General features: G+C 62.0%; 15 protein-coding genes. 7 read left to right on the top strand and 8 right to left on the bottom strand.

The window, feature by feature from the left end; genetic code table 11:
* Positions 1-11: 11 nt before the first annotated feature.
* The 5 genes from K2Q04_RS00845 to K2Q04_RS00825 all read right to left on the bottom strand — a co-directional run bounded on the left by K2Q04_RS00845 (position 12) and on the right by K2Q04_RS00825 (position 5,687).
* Entirely contained in the window at positions 12-1,235 is a 1,224-nt protein-coding gene (locus tag K2Q04_RS00845) for an FAD-binding protein (protein WP_291157978.1), read from the bottom strand.
* Positions 1,236-1,249: 14 nt separating this feature from the next.
* Positions 1,250-2,722: an FAD-linked oxidase C-terminal domain-containing protein gene (locus K2Q04_RS00840; RefSeq protein ID WP_291157976.1), complete on the bottom strand. Its 1,473-nt coding sequence runs from the start codon at positions 2,720-2,722 to the stop codon at positions 1,250-1,252.
* A 202-nt stretch (positions 2,723-2,924) separates the two neighbouring features.
* Positions 2,925-3,320: a hypothetical protein gene (locus K2Q04_RS00835; RefSeq protein WP_291157974.1), complete on the bottom strand. Its 396-nt coding sequence runs from the start codon at positions 3,318-3,320 to the stop codon at positions 2,925-2,927.
* Between the two features lie 136 nt (positions 3,321-3,456).
* Positions 3,457-4,839 (bottom strand): glutamate--cysteine ligase, encoded by a 1,383-nt coding sequence (locus K2Q04_RS00830; RefSeq protein WP_291157973.1) that lies wholly within the window; start codon positions 4,837-4,839, stop codon positions 3,457-3,459.
* Between the two features lie 101 nt (positions 4,840-4,940).
* Positions 4,941-5,687, bottom strand: coding sequence for a 16S rRNA (uracil(1498)-N(3))-methyltransferase (locus tag K2Q04_RS00825; protein WP_291157971.1), 747 nt, complete (start codon positions 5,685-5,687; stop codon positions 4,941-4,943).
* 132 nt (positions 5,688-5,819) lie between these two features.
* On the opposite strand from K2Q04_RS00825, the gene ubiA reads away from it, so the two are divergent.
* From ubiA to K2Q04_RS00810, 3 genes are all read left to right on the top strand, one after another.
* Positions 5,820-6,788, top strand: a complete 969-nt coding sequence (gene ubiA / locus K2Q04_RS00820) for a 4-hydroxybenzoate octaprenyltransferase (RefSeq protein WP_291157969.1) — start codon at positions 5,820-5,822, stop codon at positions 6,786-6,788.
* 274 nt (positions 6,789-7,062) lie between these two features.
* Complete coding sequence (locus K2Q04_RS00815; RefSeq protein ID WP_291157967.1) at positions 7,063-7,341, top strand: DUF4170 domain-containing protein; 279 nt, start codon at positions 7,063-7,065, stop codon at positions 7,339-7,341.
* Positions 7,338-9,149: an ABC transporter transmembrane domain-containing protein gene (locus K2Q04_RS00810; RefSeq protein WP_291157965.1), complete on the top strand. Its 1,812-nt coding sequence runs from the start codon at positions 7,338-7,340 to the stop codon at positions 9,147-9,149. The genes K2Q04_RS00815 and K2Q04_RS00810 overlap by 4 nt, the downstream gene beginning before the upstream one ends.
* Positions 9,150-9,197: 48 nt before the next feature.
* Here K2Q04_RS00810 and K2Q04_RS00805 read toward each other — a convergent pair whose 3' ends face one another.
* The gene (locus K2Q04_RS00805; RefSeq protein ID WP_291157963.1) at positions 9,198-9,935 is read right to left on the bottom strand and encodes a sulfur transferase domain-containing protein; all 738 of its coding nucleotides are present in this window, start codon (positions 9,933-9,935) and stop codon (positions 9,198-9,200) included.
* A 205-nt stretch (positions 9,936-10,140) separates the two neighbouring features.
* On the opposite strand from K2Q04_RS00805, the gene K2Q04_RS00800 reads away from it, so the two are divergent.
* Together K2Q04_RS00800 and lpxK are read left to right on the top strand one after the other, a co-directional pair.
* On the top strand, positions 10,141-12,144 hold the full coding sequence (locus tag K2Q04_RS00800; protein ID WP_291157961.1) for a glycosyltransferase N-terminal domain-containing protein: 2,004 nt from the start codon (positions 10,141-10,143) through the stop codon (positions 12,142-12,144).
* A 3-nt stretch (positions 12,145-12,147) separates the two neighbouring features.
* A complete protein-coding gene (gene lpxK, locus K2Q04_RS00795) occupies positions 12,148-13,176 on the top strand; it encodes a tetraacyldisaccharide 4'-kinase (protein WP_291157959.1) in 1,029 nt (342 codons plus the stop codon).
* A 15-nt stretch (positions 13,177-13,191) separates the two neighbouring features.
* Here lpxK and K2Q04_RS00790 read toward each other — a convergent pair whose 3' ends face one another.
* Positions 13,192-13,437: a DUF2093 domain-containing protein gene (locus K2Q04_RS00790; protein ID WP_291157957.1), complete on the bottom strand. Its 246-nt coding sequence runs from the start codon at positions 13,435-13,437 to the stop codon at positions 13,192-13,194.
* A gap of 108 nt (positions 13,438-13,545) precedes the next feature.
* Positions 13,546-15,012 carry an exodeoxyribonuclease VII large subunit gene (xseA, locus tag K2Q04_RS00785; RefSeq protein WP_291157955.1) on the bottom strand — a complete coding sequence of 489 codons (1,467 nt, stop codon included), beginning with the start codon at positions 15,010-15,012 and terminating at the stop codon, positions 13,546-13,548.
* A 93-nt stretch (positions 15,013-15,105) separates the two neighbouring features.
* Between xseA and purD the strand changes: the two genes are divergently transcribed.
* Both purD and K2Q04_RS00775 read left to right on the top strand, forming a co-directional pair.
* Entirely contained in the window at positions 15,106-16,383 is a 1,278-nt protein-coding gene (gene purD / locus K2Q04_RS00780) for a phosphoribosylamine--glycine ligase (RefSeq protein WP_291157953.1), read from the top strand.
* Between the two features lie 41 nt (positions 16,384-16,424).
* Positions 16,425-17,417: a patatin-like phospholipase family protein gene (locus K2Q04_RS00775; protein WP_291157951.1), complete on the top strand. Its 993-nt coding sequence runs from the start codon at positions 16,425-16,427 to the stop codon at positions 17,415-17,417.
* Positions 17,418-17,487: the final 70 nt, after the last annotated feature.

The raw sequence follows: 17,487 nt of genomic DNA, 5'->3' as shown, positions 1-17,487 counted from the left end.
AGCTGACGTGTCTAGAAATTGGCGTACATGCGCCCGCGATTGAGCAGGCCGCTCGGATCGAAGGCCGACTTGATCCCGCGTGTCAATCTTTCGATCTCGGGCTTCAAGGGTTCGAAGACTTCGACGGTGTTGCGGATTTCCGGCTCTGCACGGATCAACGTGGCGTGGCCGCCGCGAACGGCAACGGCACGGCGCACGTCGGCAGCCCCGGCATCGGCTGCGGCCGGAACTTCCAGCCAGATGAGCGCTCCCGACCAATCGTAAAACGCGACCACATCCATGAACTTTTGGATCGCGGCGACGATTTCAGGCGCCTTCGTCGGAAGGGTGGAAATCCGCCACAGGCTCGTCTCGGTCGAGAACGGCATCATCGAAAGCGTGCGGAATTCGCTCCAGAGACTGAAGGTGTCTTCCGCATCGAGCTCGATCGGCTTGCCGTAGACCTTGAGCGCGACCTTGAGCTTCTCCCTGCGCTCGTCGATCGACGTCGCAAACGTCTCGAGACGCAGAAGCGTCAGCGATTGTCCGACGCCCTTGAGCTTCGGCACTTTGAGCCTGTCGACGCAATTCTTCGGGAGATGGACCGCACCCGAAATTTCGAGCGGCGTCGCCATCGCGATATTGAGCGCTTCGATCGCCAAGTCGTCGGGCAGGCCGACGAAGGCCAGCGTCTGCATGGTCTGCGGGAGCGGCGCGACTTTGAATGTCACTTCGGTCATCACGGCAAGCGTTCCCCAGCTGCCGGTCAATCCGCGGGCGACGTCGAGCCCGGCGACATTTTTCATCACGCGGCCGCCGGATTTGAAAAGCTCGCCGCGGCCATTGACGGCGCGGACACCGAGAAGGTTATCGCGGGCGCTTCCTGCCGAAATGCGCCGGGAGCCCGAAAAATTCGTCGCGAAGACGCCACCAATGGAGAGCGCGCCGCCCGGCGCGCCTGTTGCCGGTCCGAGATCGACAGGCTCGAAGCTGAGCATCTGACCGCGCGCCGCGAGGATCGACTCGATTTCATAAATCGGCGTGCCGGACCTCGCAGACATAACGAGTTCGGTCGGCTCATAGAGCGTCACGCCCTTGAGGCCGGAGGTCGTCAACACGACGTCCGCGGTCGCGACCCGGCCGGTGTTGCGAAGGGCGCCATGCCCCACGACCTCGATGCCACGCTTTTCGCGCGCAAACCTCGCAATCATGGACTGCAATTCCCACTCGGCGGCGGGGCGAAAAAGCTCAGTCACGATCGCACCATCTGCTAGGCAGCCTCCGGTGTGCTGGCGGCGTCGCCAGCGCGCATGACGTTGGTAATGGCGAGCGGAAATACCTTCGCCGGGTTCAACCGCCACGTGGGATCGAAAACGGTTTTTATCCGCATCTGGACGGCCAGATCCGTTGGCGTGAACTGCGTCGTCATCAGCTCGCGTTTTTCGATGCCGACACCGTGCTCGCCGGTGAGACAGCCGCCAAGCTCGACGCACAGCTTCAGAATAGCTTCGCCTGCAAGCTCGGCGCGTTCCGCCTCCTCGGGACTATTGGCATCATAGAGGATGAGCGGATGCAGGTTGCCGTCGCCGGCGTGGAAGATGTTGGCGACCTTGAGACCGTACTCGGCGCAGATCTGGCTGATCCGAGTCAACGCGTGAGGCAACTGTGCGAGTGGGATCGTGCCGTCCATGCAGAGGTAATCGGAGATGCGCCCGATCGCGCCGAACGCCGCCTTGCGGCCTGCCCAAATCCGCGCGCTCTGATCGGCGTCCGAACTGATCTGCACCGTTTTCGGATCGAAGCGAGCGGCGATTTCGGCAATGCGTCCGAGCAGGATGCCGATTTCTGCCTCCGAGCCTTCGACCTCGACGATCAGCAATGCTTCCGCGTCGAGCGGATAGCCTGCGCCGGCGAATGCCTCGCAGACTTCAATGGCCGCGTGGTCCATGTATTCGATCGCTACAGGGATAATACCGGCCGCTATGATCGCGGAGACGCAACTGCCCGCTGCTTCCGGCGAGCGAAATCCAATCATCATCGGCCGCGCGCCTTCCGGCGACGGAACGAGCTTCACTGTTGCTTCAGTGATGACGCCGAGCTGGCCCTCGGAACCGATGACCAAGCTCAAGAGGTCGTAGCCGTTGCGTTCCAGCGCCGAGCCGCCGATCTCGACGACGGTGCCGTCGATCAGCACCATTTTGACGCCCAAGACATTGTGCGTCGTCACTCCGTACTTCAGACAGTGCGCGCCGCCGGAATTCATCGCGAGATTGCCCGCGAGCGTACACGCAAGTTGCGATGAAGGATCGGGCGCATAGAAAAAGCCGCCCGCCGCGACCTCCGCCGTGATCTGGAGATTCGTTATTCCGGCTTCGAGACGCGCCAAGCGGTTGGCATAATCGATCTCGATGACGCGGTTCATCTTCGAGATGCAGAGGACGATTGCATCCTCTGTCGGCAACGACCCGCCGCACAGGGATGTGCCTGCGCCGCGGGGAATGACTTTGACGTCGTTCTCGTGGCAATACTTCAAGATCTTCGAGACTTCTTCGGTCGTGCGCGGCAGGACGACCAGCATGGGTACGCGGCGGTAAGCCGTGAACGCATCCGTCTCGTAGGCCCGGCGTCCATCTTCGTCGACGATCAGAAGATCCTGACCGACACGGCTTTTCAGGCCTTCGATCAGAATGGGTAGCCGCCGCAGGACGCCAACATCGGGCTCAGGCAGCTCGATATGCGGCATCGTCTTCAGTCTCCAAGCCAATAGTCATGTCGGCTGTTTCGCTCTTGGGCCGTCAGCTTACGTCAGCAAGAGACGCGGCGGCCCAAATTCGATCACGCCGGGCAACCTCGGCGCGTAGCCACGGGCGTTAATCATCCTCGCACGTGCGCCGGTGACCGGCAATATGGGCGCAGTCGTTGCGCCTGTGAAGAAAGCGCACTCTTCAGCGGCGGTCTCCGGGCCAGCGCTGACCGCCGCCCTGATCACGCGGATCGTGAAACTCGCGGGTCGGGGGCCCGCGCATATCGCGGGGCTCGCCCATGCCGCCGCCTACTCCCCGCGGCTCGCTCATGCCTCGGGGGATGTCGCGCGGACTGCGGTTGTCGCGGTCCCGGGAACGCGCACCCGAGAAGCATTGGGTGATGCAGCTCTGCAACTGAGCGTCGCAATGTGCGGAATAAAGGAGTTTTGCGGCCATCCGGCAGGAATTGTGCTGAGACCGGCAGGAATCGGCACAGGGGTCGGCGCTCGCGTCTCCGGCGGCAACAGCCAACACCGCCAGAACAGCCAGTGCGGCCATTCCAAACGATTTTATCGACACTGATGCAGCCTGAAACACCTACCGCCTCCTCATCCCCGGGCCGTGCTGGGCGGCTGAGCCTAGGCAAGCGGCGGAAGCTACTCGCGCGACCATGAACATGGCCTGAACCGGGGCTTGAACTGGAGGCCGGAGGCTCGCAGGGCAATGGGCGCCATCAGAAAGCAAACTCCTCGAAGATCCGATCGACGTTGCCCCGCCACTCCCCCGAGTAACGCTGCAACAATTCGTCCGCCACGGTCTGGCTGTTGCCTGCGATCTTCTCGAGCGGGGCCAGAAATACAGTCTCGTCCTGGTTTTTGGCGTTGATGCGGGCGCGGTTCTTGAGACCGTGTCGCGAAATGCGCAACGCCTGGCGAGCGATGTTGGCCGCCGTCGTCGTCCGGAAAGGCGTCGCGAGTGCCGTTTTCGGAACGGCCGCCCGCAGATTTTCCCGCTCTTCGTTGGTCCAGTCGCGGACCAGCGTCCAAGCCTGATCCAGCGCGGCCCCGTCGTAAAGAATACCGGTCCAGAAAGCCGAGAGCGCCGTGATCGTTCCCCAGCGCCCGGCATCGGCGCCGCGCATTTCCAGAAAACGTTTGAGGCGGACTTCGGGGAAGAGCGTGGTGAGGTGGTCCGACCAGTCATCGGCTGTCGGCAGCTCGCCTTCCAGCCCCTTGAGGCGGCCTGCCAGAAAATCGCGAAACGACGAGCCGGCGACATCAATGTAATTGCCGTCGCGGTAGACGAAATACATCGGCACATCGAGCGCGTAATCGACGTAGCGCTCGTAGCCCATGCCATCTTCGAACGCGAATGGGAGCATACCGGTCCGGCGCTTGTCGGTGTCGAGCCAGGCTTCGCTCCGCATCGACTGGAAGCCGTTGGGGCGACCCTCGGCGAACGGCGACGACGCGAACAGCGCGGTCGCTATCGGCTGCAGCGCGAGCGATACGCGCAGCTTTTTCACCATGTCGGCTTCGCTCGAAAAATCGAGGTTCACCTGGATCGTCGCGGTCCGGTACATCATGTCGAGACCGCGGCTGCCGACGGTCGGCATATAGCGCGTCATCACCTGATAGCGCTTCTTCGGCATCTGCGGGATTTGGTCGAGCCGCCACTTCGGCGAAAATCCGACGCCGAGAAAACCGATGGCGAGATCTTCGCCGACGTCGATGACTTCGCGCAGATGTTCGTCGGTTTCGGCTGCCGTTTCATGCAGCGTTTCGACCGGTGCGCCTGAAAGCTCGAACTGGCCGCCCGGTTCGAGGCTGATCGTGCCGCCCTTCTCGCCCTCCGGGCGCTTCAGAGCAATGACGTTTTCGCCTTCCTTGATGGCGACCCAGCCGTAGCGGCGGATCAGCTCTTCCATCAGGGCGCGAATGCCGTCGGAGCCGCCGTACGGCACGGGATCCAACGTCACGGTGCGAAAGACGAACTTTTCGTGCTCGGTGCCGATACGCCAATCGGCTTTCGGCTTCTCGCCAGCCGCAATCCAGCGCACGAGATCGTCTCGTGTCTCGATCGTCGCGCTCGCAGCGCCTTGTTCTCGCGTGGACATTCCCGAGCGACCCAGCCTTGCCAAACCGACGCGGGTGCACCCCGCGGCTTCAGCCTTATGGCGAGGACCGGCCTGAACGGCAAGCGCCCCCGACAATGGGGTTAGCGGCGGCGCCAATCTCCAAGTACGGCATTGACGATCGCAAGCGCGGCGACGGCTGCGGTATCAGCGCGCATGATTCGCGGGCCGAGCGACAGCGGCACGACATACGGCTTGCCGACGAGGCGCTCGCGCTCGCGCGGGGAAAAGCCACCCTCGGGTCCGATAAGGACGGCCAGGGGCCCGGCTGGGAGCTTCTCCAAAGTCCTGATCGGGTCAGACAGTTGCTCGTGCTCGTCGCAGTAGATCAGGCGTCGCGCATCGTCCCAATCGTCAAGAACGTCATCGAGTTTTGCGGGCGGCTCGACGGCCGGTACTTGCAAAATCCCGCACTGCTCCGCCGCCTCGATCACGTTGGCGCGCATCCGCTCGCTGTTAACTCTTTCCGCGACCGTTCTTTCAGTGATGACAGGCTTAAGGCGCGCGGCGCCCATTTCGGTCGCTTTCTGCACCATGTAATCGAGCCGCGACCGTTTGAGCGGCGCGAACAAATAGTCGATGTCGGGGCCACTTTCCTGGGGACGCGTCTGCTCCTCGACTTGGAGGGTGACGCGCCGCTTGTGCGTCTCGGCAAGTGTCGCAACCCACTCGCCGTCGCGGCCGTTGAATACCAACAGCTTTGCTCCCGGCCGCAGGCGCAGGACGCCGGTCAGGTAGTGTGCCTGCGGCGGCTCAAGCTCCAAGAGCTTGGCGGCGGCAAGATCGACGTCGACAAATAGTCGCTCTGAAGTCAGGTCGCGGATAGCCATGATGCGGTCTTATCGAAGCCTCGCTTGCAGTCAAACGTATGTCGCAGCCATGACCCGGTATTATGTCTCGCCGTATTGCGCCGCGACGACGGGCCGGATAGGTCTTGGCGAAAGTTGCCGGAGAAACATCATTTGACGACGGGTGCCGAGATTTCGCCCAAGCCGACATTGCGTGTTGCGGATGCACTGCCGTCGAACTGGGTCGATCGATGGGCGCCGGCTTCGTGGCAGCCGTACCTTCGGCTCGGGCGATTGGACCGGCCGATCGGCACTTGGCTGTTGCTGTTTCCCTGCTGGTGGTCGCAAACGCTCGCCCAGGTCAACTCCGGCGATCACCTTCCGGATATCGGCTATCTCGTGCTCTTCGCCATAGGCGCTCTCGCGATGCGCGCCTGCGGTTGCGCCTATAACGACTGGGTCGACCGCGACATCGACGGCCGCGTCGAGCGGACAGTCAATCGTCCTCTGCCATCGGGGCAGGTTTCGCCGGAAGCCGCGCTTGGCTTCGTCGTAGCGACGGCGCTCGCGGGGCTGGTCGTCCTCTTGAACTTCAACAGCTTTACGATCTGGCTGGCTATCGCCTCGCTTTTCATCGTTGCGGCCTACCCTTTCGCGAAGCGCTTCACATCGTATCCGCAGCTGGTGCTGGGCCTTGCTTTCAACTGGGGCGCCCTCGTCGGCTGGGCCGCAATCAAGGGATCAATCGGCCTACCGGCGCTCGCCCTTTACGCGGGCTGTGTGTTCTGGACGGTCGGATACGACACGATCTACGCGCATCAGGACAAAGAGGACGATGCGCTTCTGGGGCTTGGCTCGACGGCGCTGCATTTCGGCGAAGACACCGTTTCGTTCGTCGGCGCGATGTACGGCCTCGCCGGCATTCTGTGGCTCGTGGCTGGCGCGCTTGCGGGCGCTCACCTCGTCTATTTCCTGGCCGTCGTCCTGGTGTTCCTGCAGATGTCGTGGCAGGTCGCAACGCTCGATATTCACAATTCCGCCAACTGTCTCTGGCGATTCAAGTCAAACCGGGACGTCGGCCTCGCCGTCTTCGTAGGCCTTGTTGCGGATATGGCGCTGTCGTGGTTCGCCGGTCTCAGTTAAGGCGGGTAGCACATACGAGAACGCGGCCCGAGAGGTCCCGTGCCGCGCTGTTCCGTCTCACTGTCGAACTTCCGAGCCGCTTTCCGTGGCTTTGTATAAGATCTTGGCAGAATTCTCTTCCGATGAGCTTAAGAAATAGCGTAAACAAATGCTTACGCGGAAGTTATGCCATTCATGACTGGCCAGAGGACGCTTTGCGCCGTTGACGGCCGTCACACACGCGGTTTTTTAAAAAATCGCCCGGAGCATTTGTTCAGGAGACGAACAGTCGTCCATGTCCCAGACCCCATCTTTATCCGATTCAAAACCGCAGCTGCTGCATCTCGTTTTCGGTGGCGAACTCGAAACGCTCGAGGGCCACGAATTTCGCGATCTCGAGGGGCTTGATATCGTCGGCATCTATCCGGACTATCAGTCGGCTTATTCGGCCTGGAAGAACGCCGCTCAGCGCTCGGTTGACAACGCGATGATGCGATATTTCATCGTGCATCTGCACAAGCTGCTCGAGCCGAATGGCGTGAAGTCTGCTCAGCCGGCAACATCCGCCACGTGACGGCTAATCTTCTCAAACCCGAAAAGAAGCCGAGGCCGCGGCTTCGGCTCGATGCAGCTTCGCGCGCGCTCCTTCGCCGTTTCGTCGTCGACTGGGTTTGGCCGCGTCGATGGGAACTCGGCTGGACACTTTTTCTTACGGCGTGCCTTGCCGCGGTGACCGGCGGCTATCCGGCCGTCATCAAGAAATCATTCGACATGCTGATGGGCAATCAGCAAGGCGCGCTGCCGTTCGTGCTGACGGCGATCGTCGGCATTACGATTGCGCGCGCGACACTGCTTTTTCTGCAGGCCGTCGCGACGAACCGCTTCATTCTGCGCCTCACGTCGGACATGCAGAAGCTCGCGTTCCGGCATCTCATCAGCGCCGATTTCGCCCGGCTGTCGCGGGAGACGCCCGGCCGGCTGATGTCGCGGCTGACGAACGACATCGGCTTCGTGCAAGGCGCGATGATGGCGGCGCTGAACTCGATTTTCCGCGACACCTTCTCGGTCATCGCGCTCGTTATCGCGATGCTTTACCTCGACTGGGCGATGACGCTCGTAGTCTTGAGCGTCTATCCGCTTGCGGCTTTACCTGTCGCCGCAATCAGTCAACGGCTGCGCCGTGTCGCCAAGCAAACGCAAAGCGGCCTCGGCGATATGACCTCGCTCCTCGCGGAAAAGCTTGCGGGCGCGCGCTTGATCAAGTCGTTTCAGCTCGAGAATTACGCGGCCGACCGCCTCGACAACAGCTTCGAGCAGATCTACTCGCTGAAGATGAAGTCGGTGCGGACGCGGGCGCGGATGGATCCGATCCTCGAAGCGCTTGGCGGCATTGCGATCGCGGGCGTCGTCGGATTTGCCTACTTGCGCATTTCCAACGGCATCTCGACCGTCGGCGATTTCATGGGGTTCATCACCGCGTTGCTCATGGCGGCCCAGCCCATTCGCGCGCTCGGAAACCTCGCCGGCCGGCTTCAAGAGGGCCTTGCTGCCGCTGAAAGTTTCTATGGCTTAATCGACGAGATGCCGACGATCGGCGACAAGCCGGACGCGAAGCGTCTCAGCGTTTCGAAAGGCCAGATCTCTTTCCGCGAGGTCGGGTTCGCTTACGACGCGGCGTCGGAAGAACGCGCCGTGCACGACGTCACACTCGACGTTCCAGGCGGATCGACCGTCGCCCTCGTCGGCCGTTCGGGCGCGGGCAAGTCGACGATCATCAATCTTGTGCCCAGGCTTTTCGATGTTACCGAAGGCCAGATCCTGATCGATGGCCAGGATGTTCGGGATGTCACGCTCTCATCTCTGCGCGATCAGATCGCGATCGTCAGCCAGGACATCACACTGTTCGACGACACAATCGAAGCGAACATCGCGCTTGGGCGCCTTGGGGCGAGTTCAGAAGACATCATCGAGGCTGCGAAAGCGGCGGCGGCGCACGACTTCATCATGGCGCTGCCTCACGGCTATCAAACGATGATCGGAGATCGCGGCAGCCGCCTCTCGGGCGGGCAGCGCCAGCGCGTCGCGCTTGCGCGGGCAATCCTGAAGGACGCACCGATCCTGCTGCTCGACGAGGCGACGAGCGCGCTCGACAATGAAAGCGAACAACTCGTCCAGGAGGCGCTTGCAAAGTTCACGCGCACGCGCACGACGCTCGTCATCGCGCACCGGCTTTCGACGATCCAGAACGCCGACATGATTTGCGTGATGGACGGCGGCCGCATCGTTGAGCGCGGAAAACATTTCGAGTTGATCGACCGCAACGGCGCTTATGCTCGGCTAAACCGTTCTGCGCACGGGCCTCAGACGATGATCGTTAATTGAAGAAGCCGATTGAATAGTCGACAGACGGCCGGGCGGGGCGGGCTTCGGCTATTCGCGGTTAAGGATGTTGTTGACGAGCCGGTTCGCCCAACCGCGCGCCTTGAACGTCGAGTTCAGTTCGCGGGAATCGTAGACCGTTTCGACCCAATCCCAGAATGCGATGCCGGTGCGGGCCTCGTCAGCGAGATAGCGGTGGAAGACCGCGTCCAGGACTCCGGTATCGGCGCTCCGGACATGGCCGTAGCGCAAGGACAGCTGCTTCAACGCCTCGCGTATCGGCATCCCGTCGTGCAGATGACTGATCATCACGCTCATCAAACCGGCGCGGTCGGCGCCCGATTTGCAGTGAACGAGGATGGGATATTCGGCTTTTGCCAGCACATCCTTCATTGCCTGAAACTCGGCGCGCGAGGGCGCGGCGCGCGATCTCAATGTCAGATCGACAAGCGTGAGCCCATGGCGAGCGCACGCCTGCTGCTCGAGCCAACGCGTGCCATAGGACTGCTCGCCGCGCAGATTGATAACCGTCTTTATGCCGCGCCTGCCGGCCCAGGCAATGTGATGGGGCGCAGGCTGCGCTGAGCGCCACGCATCCCTGCCCACGCGATGGCGATTATTGTAAACGGTCCGTACGAGGCCATAATCGATCAGCAGCATTTCGGCGTAACAAAGGGCCGATGCGAATCGCGTCCCGAGCCAGGATGGGGGAGAATGCACTGCACTGTGCAAAAGTGCGCCGCTGGTACGGCGCAATCCACGCTTTGCTTCTTTGAGAGGGCTTGCCATCAGGAGTTGTCTCGATGCTCCCGATTCGCGGGCAGCCTTGCGGATAGCGCCAGCTTTAATCCTACTCGTTGTTCACAAGAAGCCGCGGTCCATCGTGATTGAACTTGCTAGTTATTAGCTATAGCAACGACCCGCAAGGGGCTAAACACAATCAAGCTTCGTCCTGCACTTTCTCGCGTTACAACGATAAGGCAGCCATTGCCGCATGGCAGAATTTAAGAAGAGGATTGTGCGACTTGGCGGATTGACGCTGGCGCGCCTTATCCGCCACGTGGCCAATTCGTCTCAGGTTATTCACGAGCCGCCGGACCTGATGGACCGGCTTAGCGATGCCCACCCCTGCATCGTGGCGTGCTGGCACGGCCAGTTCATGATGATCGCGACGCTTCGTCCTGAAAACGTCAGGATCTCCGCCATGGTCGCGCGGCACGGCGACGCCGAGATCATCAGCGAAACATTACAAGCCATCGACGTTCAACTCATTCGCGGCGCCGGCGCCGGCTGGCGAAAGAAGGATCGCGGCGGCGCGGCGGCTCTCCGCGCATCGCTGCAGGCGCTGTCCGAAGGCTCGTCGCTCGTGATGACGGCCGACGTCCCGCCGGGACCGGCGCGTGTGGCAGGTGCGGGCATCGTCATGATCGCGCGCATGTCGGGGCGGCCTATCGTACCCGTCGCGCTCGCAACCAAACGGTTCGCGTCGTTCGATACCTGGAGCAGGCTGACAATCAATCTGCCGTACTCGAAACTTGCCGCCGTCGTGGGCGAGCCAATTCATGTTCCGAGCACGGCGGACGATGAGCTCCTGGAATCAAAACGCGTCGAGCTCGAAACCGCGCTCAACACCGCGACGCTCAGAGCGTACGAACTTGCAGGTGCCGATATCAAACGAGCGACACCGCTCGATGTGCTGGCGGCTGCCTCGGCGCCGTCGCCTGGCCTCTTGCTCAAGACCTATCGCGCCGGAACGGCGGCGCTGCGGCCAGCGGTGCCCCTGTTTCTCAACATGCGCGGACAGCAGGGGAAAGAAGATCCGAACCGCCGCGGCGAACGATTGGGCTTTGCGGGGCGGCCACGTCCCGAGGGACAGGTGGTGTGGGTTCATGCAGCAAGCGTTGGCGAGACGAACGCCATTCTTCCGCTCATCGACAGCCTGCTTGACGCCAATCCGCACATTCACATTCTGCTGACGACGGGCACGAAAACATCAGCGGAGATTGCGGCGCATCGCTTGCCGCCACGCGCATTGCATCAGTACGTGCCTCTCGACGTTCCGCATTATGTGTCCCGCTTTCTCGATCACTGGAAGCCGTCGATATCGATCTTTACGGAATCCGACATCTGGCCGAATCTCATTCTCGGAACAGCGGAGCGGGGAATTCCTCTCGTGCTCGTCAATGCGCGGATGTCGCCACGCAGCATCAGCCGCTGGCGCAAATATGCGGCGGTCGGCCGGCCGCTATTTTCACGCTTCGCGGCCGTGCTGTCGCAGAATTCGCAGATAACGCGGGCCATGAAGCGTCTCGGCGCTCCGAACGTCATCACGGCCGGTAACTTGAAAATCGATTCACCGCCGCCTCCGGTCAACGCGGATCTGCTGGCGTCGCTGAAGAATGCCGTCGGCCAGCGTCCGCTGTTCCTCGCGGCCAGCACCCATCCCGGCGAAGACACGGTGATCGCCGCGGCGCATTCGCTGATGAGACGCCAAATCGAAGGTCTACTGACGATCATCGTCCCGCGTCATCCCGAACGCGGCGGCGGGCTTGCCGCGTCGCTCGGCGGGCTCGGGCTCAGAACGCAGCTGCGCTCGCGCTCCTCCACACCCGAGACCGATACCGAGATCTACGTCGCTGACACGATTGGCGAACTCGGAACGTTCTATTCGATGTCGCCGGTTTCGCTCGTCGGCGGGTCGCTGGTCGAGCATGGCGGTCAAAACCCAATCGAAGCCGTTCGTCTCGGCTCGTGTGTTTTAACTGGTCCGTTCACGCACAATTTCCGCGATGCGTATGCGGCGCTCTTCCGCGAGGGCGGCGCCGTCGAAGTCAGATCGTCCGACGACATCGCGCGGCAGGTCACGCTGCTGCTTGCCGATCAGGCCGCTGCCAAGCGCATGCGGCAGGGAGCAGACGTGGCGCTTCAGTCGATGGGCGGCGCCCTCGCCAAGACGCTCGGCGCCATCCAGCCATTGCTTGAAAAACAGCGAGCGTGATGCGTGCCCATCTCTGAACCGAGCTGGTGGTACGGGCCGGGCAGCGGATGGCAGACGGCGCTTCTCTCTCCAATCGGTACCCTCGTCGGCCGGATCGCAAGCCGCCGCATTCAAAACGCAAATCCCTATCGCTCAGCCCTTCCCGTTATCTGCGTTGGAAACTTCACGGCCGGCGGCTCGGGCAAGACTCCGCTTGCTTTGTTCCTTGCCAAGCTCGTCGCGGAGGAAGATCGCGAGCCATGGTTTCTCTCGCGCGGTTACGGTGGAAGTCTTGAGGGTCCGGTGCGCGTCATTGCCGATCTCCATACGGCGCGCGAGGTAGGGGACGAGCCGCTGCTTCTGGCCCGCGCTGCGCCGACGGTCGTCTCGCGCGATCGCCGCAAAGGCGCTGAAGCGATCGAGGGCATGGCATCGAAGCGCGCCGTCATCATCATGGATGACGGCTTGCAAAATCCGGCGCTCGCGAAGGATCTTGCTATTGCACTCGTCGATGCGAAGCGCGGCGTCGGCAACGGGCTCGTCATTCCTGCGGGACCCTTGCGCGCACCGCTCGATGTTCAAACGGCGCTTGCAAACCTGATCGTGCTTACTGGAGGCGATGCAGCAGGGGGCCGTTCCGTCGCCAACCAGCTCAAAGCATTGTCGCGTGCGCCGATCATTTCCGCTGAGACGCGCGCCGAAGACGACAATGCAAAGTTTCGCGGCCGGCGCGTGTTTGCGTTTGCAGGCATTGCCAATCCGGATAGATTTTTCGCGACGCTCTCGTCACTCGGAGCTGACATCGTTGCGCGAAGGGCATTCGCCGATCACCACATGTTCAGCGAGGTGGAGGCGCGCGAGCTGATCGAAGCAGCCGAACACGGCGGTGCTGCCTTGGTCACGACGGAAAAAGATATCGCGCGGCTTTCAGGAGCATCAGGCGCTCGCGGGGCACTCAAAGAGCGTGCGGAAACGGTCTTGATCAGAACGTCTCTCGAGGGCGGAGATCTCGACGTGATGCGCCGGCTGATCCGTGATGCAATCGCTCGCTAACGCGAGCCGCCGCGCTCAACGAGAGGGCGTGTTCGATCGTTCGATGGCGTTAAGCTCAAGGTAACGCTGCGCGGAGATTTCCGCCGAGGCATATGCCTCCTGTGCGTCGACGCTCCAATAACGAAGATCGGGAAGCGCGATGGGCTGGGCCGTTACTGCACAGCGCACAAAATCTCCCGGAGACATCACTTCGAACTCGCCATCCAGGTAGCGAATCTTTGCCTCGTTACGCAGGCCAAAAAATTTCTCAATTCGATTCATCAGCTTCCAAGCCGTGCTGTTCTTTTAATGCCGGGCATCATCTGACATCAGATGATATGAATGCCGCATTTCCGGCGGCGCGCCAATTTCCAATTTAGCCTAAGCGTATCAAAAAAGTGAGCCTTGTCCGCCGCGTCCGCCCGGCTTTCGGCGCGGCGTTTTACCCGCTCCCTGATCGGCTTTAGGAGGTTCGGATTTTAGCGGGCCTTCGGCTCTCGCTGCAATCTGCCCGTCGGACAATTCAATGTTTAGCATCGACCCGGCGACGACCGCGGCCGCCTGCCGGATGGTTTGCCCGGCTTCGTTCCTGACGAGCGCAAAGCCGCGAGACAGGATGCTGTGATAGCCCAACGAGTTGAGCAGCGCCGCTTTACCATCAAGAACCCTGCGACTGACCGCCACGCGGTTAAGAAGTGCGCGGCCGGCGCGGCGTTCGAGTGTCTGAAGGCGCTCGGCGCAGCGGGAATGTTTCTGGAGTATCGGGCTCGGGGACAAACGTCCGCTGACGCGCGCCAGCCGTGTTGCATGTGCGCGCGTGTTGGCGAGAAGTGCACGCGAAAGGCGGCGATCGGCCTCGTCGAAGCGCTGGCGCGGCAGCGCGACGAGATCCTGCAGCTTCGGCAGGCCGCGCGACGATGCCTTCAAGTGCGTTTTCGCGCCCTCCAGCGAGCGGCGGACCGCCGTGCGCTTGCGGAGCATGAGCTTTTCAAGCCCGTCGATCAGCTCGGAATACTTCGGCACGGCCCATTCGGCGGCTTTGGTCGGCGTCGGCGCGCGGGCGTCCGCGACGAGATCGATGAGCGTCCAATCCGTCTCATGACCGACGGCTGAAATCAGCGGAATGAGGCTCTCGGCAGCCGCTCTGACAACGATCTCTTCGTTGAAACTCCAGAGGTCTTCGAGACTGCCGCCGCCGCGCGCGACGATCAGAACGTCCGGTCGCGGAATTCTGCCGCCGGTTTCGAGCGCATTGAATCCGCGGATCGCCGCGGCCACTTCAGCCGCGCTTCCCTCGCCTTGCACGCGCACCGGCCAAACAAGAACACATGCCGGATAGCGCTCGTTGAAGCCGTGCAGCATATCGCGAATGACGGCGCCGGTCGGTGACGTGACGATGCCGACAACTTTCGGCAAGAAAGGACGCGGCTTCTTGCGGGCTTCGTCAAACAGGCCTTCGGCCGCGAATTTGCGCTTGCGCTCTTCGAGCAGCGCCATCAGCGCGCCGGCGCCCGCGGGCTCCAAAGCCTCGATGACGATTTGATACTTCGACGAGCCGGGGAACGTCGTAATCTTTCCCTGGGCGATGACTTCCATGCCCTCTTCGGGCTTGAAGCGGAGCCGGCCGAACGATCCTTTCCAGATCACGGCCTCTATCTTCGCCTTGTCGTCCTTGAGGGCAAAGTAGCAGTGTCCCGACGCATGGGGCCCGCGATAACCCGAGATCTCGCCCTTGAGGCGGACATAGCCGAAGCCGTCCTCGAGGGCGCGCTTAATCGCGCCCGAAAGTTCGGACACCGAAAACTCCGGGGCATTGGCGCCGGGGCGGGCTTCGCTGGTGTTGGGAATTGAATTCAATAGCTTACTGTTCTGTTTCGCGGTCTTGCTTGTTTCACGTTCGATGCTACACCCGGATGCTACACCAAGACACGGAATGCAACAGGCGACCTGATGAACGTCTTACTCCTCGGCTCGGGCGGCCGCGAGCATGCTCTCGCCTGGGCGCTCAGCGCGAGCCCCCTTTTGACAAAACTCTTCTGCGCTCCCGGCAACGCCGGCATCGCGGACGTGGCGCAATGTATCCCCATCGATCCGACCAACCAAGACAGCATCATTCAATTCTGCCGCGATGAGCGCATCCAGCTCGTCGTTATCGGCCCCGAGGCGCCGCTCGTCGCCGGTCTCGGAGATGCCCTCGGTGCGGCTGGCATTCGTTATTTCGGGCCGACGAAGAGCGCCGCTCGCCTCGAAGGTTCGAAGGGCTTCACCAAAGACCTTTGCCGGACCGCCGGCATTCCGACAGCCGCCTATGGCCGTTTCATGGACCCTCAGGCGGCAAAGACGTATCTCGCCGCGCAGAGCCTTCCTATCGTCGTGAAGGCGGACGGCCTAGCGGCAGGCAAAGGCGTCATCATCGCCACGACGCGCGAAGAAGCGGAGGCCGCCGTCGATGCGTGCCTCTCCGGCGCGTTCGGCTCGGCTGGAGCCGAAGTCGTCATCGAGGAATTCCTCGAAGGCGAAGAAGCGAGCTTCTTTGCATTGTGCGACGGTGTCCATGCATTGCCGCTCGTGTCGGCTCAGGATCACAAGCGCGTCGGCGACGGCGATACGGGACCGAACACCGGCGGCATGGGCGCATATTCGCCAGCGCCTATCATCACGCCGGAGATGAGCGACCGCGTGATGCGGGAAATCATCGAGCCGACGATCAAGGAAATGGCCGCGCGCGGCACGCCGTTCAAGGGCGTGCTGTTCGCCGGACTGATGATCACGTCGTCCGGTCCAAAGCTCATCGAATACAACGTCCGCTTCGGCGATCCCGAAACGCAGGTTTTGATGATGCGGCTCAAATCGGATCTGCTTGCGGCCCTCATCGCGACGACCGACGGCGTGCTTTCAAACTTCGATCTCCGCTGGAGCGACGACGCGGCGTTGACGGTCGTGATGGCCGCCAACGGATATCCCGGCACACCTCAAAAAGGCACGGAGATCAAGGGCCTGGAACTCGCACAGGCGACCCCGAACGTGGAGATCTTCCACGCCGGCACGCGCCGCGACGGCGCGCGTCTTATTGCGGACGGCGGTCGCGTGCTAAACGTCACCGGCCGCGGCAAGACGATCGCGGAGGCGCGCGACGCCGCCTACGCGGCGATTGCGAAGATCGATTGGCCAGGCGGCTTCTACCGCAAGGACATCGGCTGGCGCGCGTTGCAGCGAAACGAGACGTGAGCATCCTTATGCTCTAGCGAACAACGGGATACCGGCAACGCATGACCGTCGAGACGCCCAAAGCATCGCCGTTGAATGGGTCCCGTCCGGCCAAGCGGCCGACGATCGGGCTCGCACTTGGCGGCGGCGGGGCGCGCGGTCTCGCCCATGTCGCCATGATCGAGGCTTTCGACGAACTTGGCATCAAGCCCGACGTCATTGCAGGAACCTCGATCGGCGCGGTTTACGGCGCAGCTTATGCATCAGGAATGTCGGGCCTCGAGTTGCGCGACCACACGCGGTTCATCCTTTCGCAGCGCTTCGGTCTGATCCGCGATCTCTTCACGAAAACAGAGCAGCCCTTTCAACGGCTGCTCAGCGTCTTTGGCGCGCGGAACGCCATTCTCGACCCGTTCAACGTTCTCGACCTCATTCTCCCGAAAGAGGTGAAGGATACCTTCGCCGATTGCGAAATTCCGCTGAAGGTCGTCGCGTCCGATTTCTACGATCAGGAACCGAAAGTGTTCACCGAGGGGCCGCTCCGGAGTGCGGTCGCCGCGAGCATGGCGCTGCCTGTCCTCTTTCAGCCCGTCGTTGTCGAAGGGCGTGCACTGATCGACGGCGGCTTGACGAACCCGTTGCCGTTCGATCTGCTACTGCCAGAAACCGATATCGTCGTTGCCATCGACGTCTCCGGCTCGCCCGTCGCGGATGCCAAGCGCGCTGCTCCGACGGCGCTCGCGGCGCTCTTTTCGAGCGCATTTCTGTTCGAGCACACGATCGTCAAGGAAAAGCTCAGAGCCAAGCAGCCGGATATTTTCATCCGCGCCGGAACGAGCCAATTTCAAGTTCTCGACTTCCTGAAATGCGACGACATTCTCGCGGCCGCGCAACCTGCGAAAGAGCGGCTGAAGCAGCAGCTCTCGCGCGTTCTATCGGTCGAGACTTTACCCATTCTCGAAAGTGCTGATCAGGACCAGAAGGTCATCGCGATCGCTAAGCGGCCGAAGCGCAGGCTGCTTCCGCGTCCCCGCAAACGCCGCGAGGCTGAGTAGCTTTTATTTTGCGCTCGGCGACAGTTTTTTTGCTGGCGCTCGATTCCCTTGCGGGGAGCCGGCCGCCGAG

Origin of the sequence: Hyphomicrobium sp. (genome assembly GCF_019753045.1) — a bacterium.
Taxonomy (GTDB): domain Bacteria; phylum Pseudomonadota; class Alphaproteobacteria; order Rhizobiales; family Hyphomicrobiaceae; genus Hyphomicrobium_B.
Note: the sequence above shows the minus strand (reverse complement) of the source record. Positions and strands in the feature narration are given on the sequence as shown.

Coding starts and splice junctions, on each gene's coding strand:
- K2Q04_RS00840 (WP_291157976.1), bottom strand. CDS start 2,722: ATGCCGCATATCGAGCTGCCTGAGCCCGATGTTGGCGTCCTGCGGCGG.
- K2Q04_RS00800 (WP_291157961.1), top strand. CDS start 10,141: ATGGCAGAATTTAAGAAGAGGATTGTGCGACTTGGCGGATTGACGCTG.
- K2Q04_RS00775 (WP_291157951.1), top strand. CDS start 16,425: ATGACCGTCGAGACGCCCAAAGCATCGCCGTTGAATGGGTCCCGTCCG.
- purD (WP_291157953.1), top strand. CDS start 15,106: ATGAACGTCTTACTCCTCGGCTCGGGCGGCCGCGAGCATGCTCTCGCC.
- K2Q04_RS00830 (WP_291157973.1), bottom strand. CDS start 4,839: ATGTCCACGCGAGAACAAGGCGCTGCGAGCGCGACGATCGAGACACGA.
- K2Q04_RS00805 (WP_291157963.1), bottom strand. CDS start 9,935: ATGGCAAGCCCTCTCAAAGAAGCAAAGCGTGGATTGCGCCGTACCAGC.
- K2Q04_RS00825 (WP_291157971.1), bottom strand. CDS start 5,687: ATGGCTATCCGCGACCTGACTTCAGAGCGACTATTTGTCGACGTCGAT.
- K2Q04_RS00790 (WP_291157957.1), bottom strand. CDS start 13,437: ATGAATCGAATTGAGAAATTTTTTGGCCTGCGTAACGAGGCAAAGATT.
- K2Q04_RS00815 (WP_291157967.1), top strand. CDS start 7,063: ATGTCCCAGACCCCATCTTTATCCGATTCAAAACCGCAGCTGCTGCAT.